We start from the raw sequence: 2,624 nt of genomic DNA, 5'->3' as shown, positions 1-2,624 counted from the left end.
TGCGCATTTCGCAAAAGCCGGACAGGGGTTCCGCTAATTCCCGGACAGTGGTTTCGCTAATGTCGGGACAGTCTGGCGGCGTCGGTCCTCGGGTGCCTTGTTGCGTTCATGGATGATTGATTTCGCCGTTTTCGGTGCCGGTCAAGAGGGGCGCGGCCTTTTGCTTTCGCATGCTGTCGCCCTGAAGCACGATGCGGTGGGCGTTGTGCACGATCCTGTCGAGAATGGCGTCGGCGACGGTGGGGTCTGCGATCAGGTCATGCCATCTGGCCACCGGGACCTGGGCGGTGATCAGGGTGGATTTGCGGCGATAGCGTTCCTCGACGATTTCGAACAGATGGAAGCGCTGTTGGTCGGTGAGGGAGTGGGTTCCGAAGTCATCGAGGATGAGCAGTTGTGCGCGGGTGAGTTTGTCGATGAGGCGTGGGAAGCGGCCATCGAGACGGGCGAGCGCCAAATCCTCGAACAGGCGCGGCACTCGCACATAGAGCACGGAATGATCAAGCCGTGCTGCTTGCCGGCCGAAGGCGCAGGCTAGCCACGACTTGCCGGTTCCGGTCTGGCCGGTGACGATCAGGTTCTCATGCGCTTTCAGCCATTCGCCCTGGGCGAGCGCCATGGTGCTGCGCCGGTCGAGCCCGCGTGGCGCGGCAAAGTCGATGTCCTCGATGCAGGCTTCGGGAAAGCGCAGCCTGGCTGAGGCGAGCCGGTTCCGGACGCGCTTGTCGGCCCGTATAGCGACCTCGCGGTCGAGCATCAGGCCGAGCCACTCGTCACGGCTGAGCTCGTTGGCGTTGTTCCGTTCGGCCAGTTCGCGCCAGGCGGCAGCCATGCCGGCCAGACCGAGGGTTTGCATCTGGTCGAGGGTGGGGTTCGTCAGCATTCTTTCTTCCTTTCCTTCACTGGTAATAGGTGGAGCCGCGGATGTTGGCGTGCTGGGGTGTCGGCTTTGCCGGTTCTGCAGAGCTGGCTCGGTCGAGACCGGCTTTGAGGATGGCGGTGACGGAGGAGTAGGCGATCGCGTTGATCAGCAGCGCCCGCTCGCAGGCGGCATCGAGACGCTCCGGTCCATAACGTGGAGCCAGCGACAGAACGCCCATGGCCGAGCGGTATCCCTGTTCCGGATGCGGCCGGTCGCGCATCATGCGCTCGACCAGGATGGCGGCGTTGGGGCCGATCCTGGCCGCCCGGCCAATCAGGCTAGCCGGCGTCGTGTTGGCGTAGCGCTGATGCGCCTTGGGCATGTGTTCATTGACGGTGACATGGCCGGAACGCTGCGAGCGACGGACATGGCAGGCGACGCGCTGGTGATCGTGGAAGATCTCGACCACCCGATGGGTGAGCCGCACCTCGACGGTGCGGCCGATCAGCCGGTGCGGCACCGAGTAGAAGGTCTTGTCGACCTCGACATGGTAGTCAGGATGGACCTTCGCCGACTTCCACTCGGCGTATTCGAACGGTGCCGCCGGCAACGGCTTCAGGGCTGCTCGCTCGATCTCCTCGAACAGTTCGCGGCGGCTTTTGCCGATATGGCGCATCGGCCGGTTGTTCAACTCCTCGAGCAGTTCGGCGATCGCCGCGTTGAGCTCGGCGATCGAGAAGAAGGATCGATTCCTCAGCCGCGCCAGAATCCAGCGCTCGACAATCAGCACCGCGCCTTCGACCTTGGCCTTGTCGCGCGGCTTGCGGCTGCGGGTCGGCAGGATGGTGGTGTCGTAGTGCTCGGCCATGGCGGCAAAGGTCGCGTTCAGCGTCGGCTCGAACCACAGCGCCTTGACGACACCGGCCTTCAGGTTGTCGCACACGATCGCTCTGGTGACGCCGCCGAAGAAGGCGAGCGCTCGTACCTGGCCCTCGATCCAGTCCGGCAGCTTTTGACTGGAGCTGGCAAAGGCGAAGGTCAGATTGGATGCGCCCAGCACCGCGACAAAAATCTGCGCCGGGTAAATGACGCCGGTCGCCGGATCGATCACCGGCACCGTCTGCCCGGCATAGTCCGTCTGCATCACCGCGCCCGCCGCATGCCGATTGCGGAATGTCGCGCTCGTCCGGCGCTCGAAAGCGGCGAAGTGCTCGCAGAACCAGGTGTAGCCGTAGCCGTCGGGATGGGCGGCGCGATACTCCTGCCATAACAGCGTCAGCGTCACCCCCTTGCGCTTCAGCTCCCTGGCGATCAGCGCAAAGTCCGGTTCGCTCAGGTCTTGCGGCGGACGACCGGCACGGCCAAACAGCAGCCGCTCAAGTGTCGCGTCGTCGTGGCCCGGCGGCAGAGGCCAGCATGACAGCCCGGCCTCCCGCGCCCGTAGCAAATAGGTCGATACTGTCGTCTTGCTGATCTTCAGCCGTTCCGACACCTCACGCACCGAAAGACCCTGCTCATGGGTCAGGCGCAAGATCGCTTGGATGTCCCTCACGCTCGTTCGTCTCGCTTGCTTCCGTCTCGGCATGGCCCCTCTCAACATCATCGTGAGAGGCCAAACTGCCAGAACGGCGCAACCAAGAACCGACCGCTAAATCCGCTCCCGAAAACTGTCCGGGATTTAGCGGAATCGCTGTCCGCGAATTACTGAAATCACTGTCCGGGATTTAGCGAAAAGGGTGTCCGGGAATTACCGAAACACGCA

2 protein-coding genes are annotated in these 2,624 nt (G+C 63.5%); both read right to left on the bottom strand.

Going from position 1 to position 2,624, the window contains the following annotated elements; genetic code table 11:
* Positions 1–106: 106 nt before the first annotated feature.
* A complete protein-coding gene (gene istB, locus CK222_RS31270; RefSeq protein WP_095802987.1) occupies positions 107–883 on the bottom strand; it encodes an IS21-like element helper ATPase IstB in 777 nt (258 codons plus the stop codon).
* Between the two features lie 16 nt (positions 884–899).
* Entirely contained in the window at positions 900–2,447 is a 1,548-nt protein-coding gene (istA, locus tag CK222_RS31265; RefSeq protein WP_095802986.1) for an IS21 family transposase, read from the bottom strand.
* Between the last annotated feature and the right edge of the window lie 177 nt (positions 2,448–2,624).

This window comes from Mesorhizobium sp. WSM3866, assembly GCF_002294795.1.
In the GTDB taxonomy this organism is placed as follows: domain Bacteria; phylum Pseudomonadota; class Alphaproteobacteria; order Rhizobiales; family Rhizobiaceae; genus Mesorhizobium.
The sequence above is the reverse complement of the archived record's forward strand: the minus strand, read 5'-3'. Positions and strand labels throughout refer to the sequence as shown.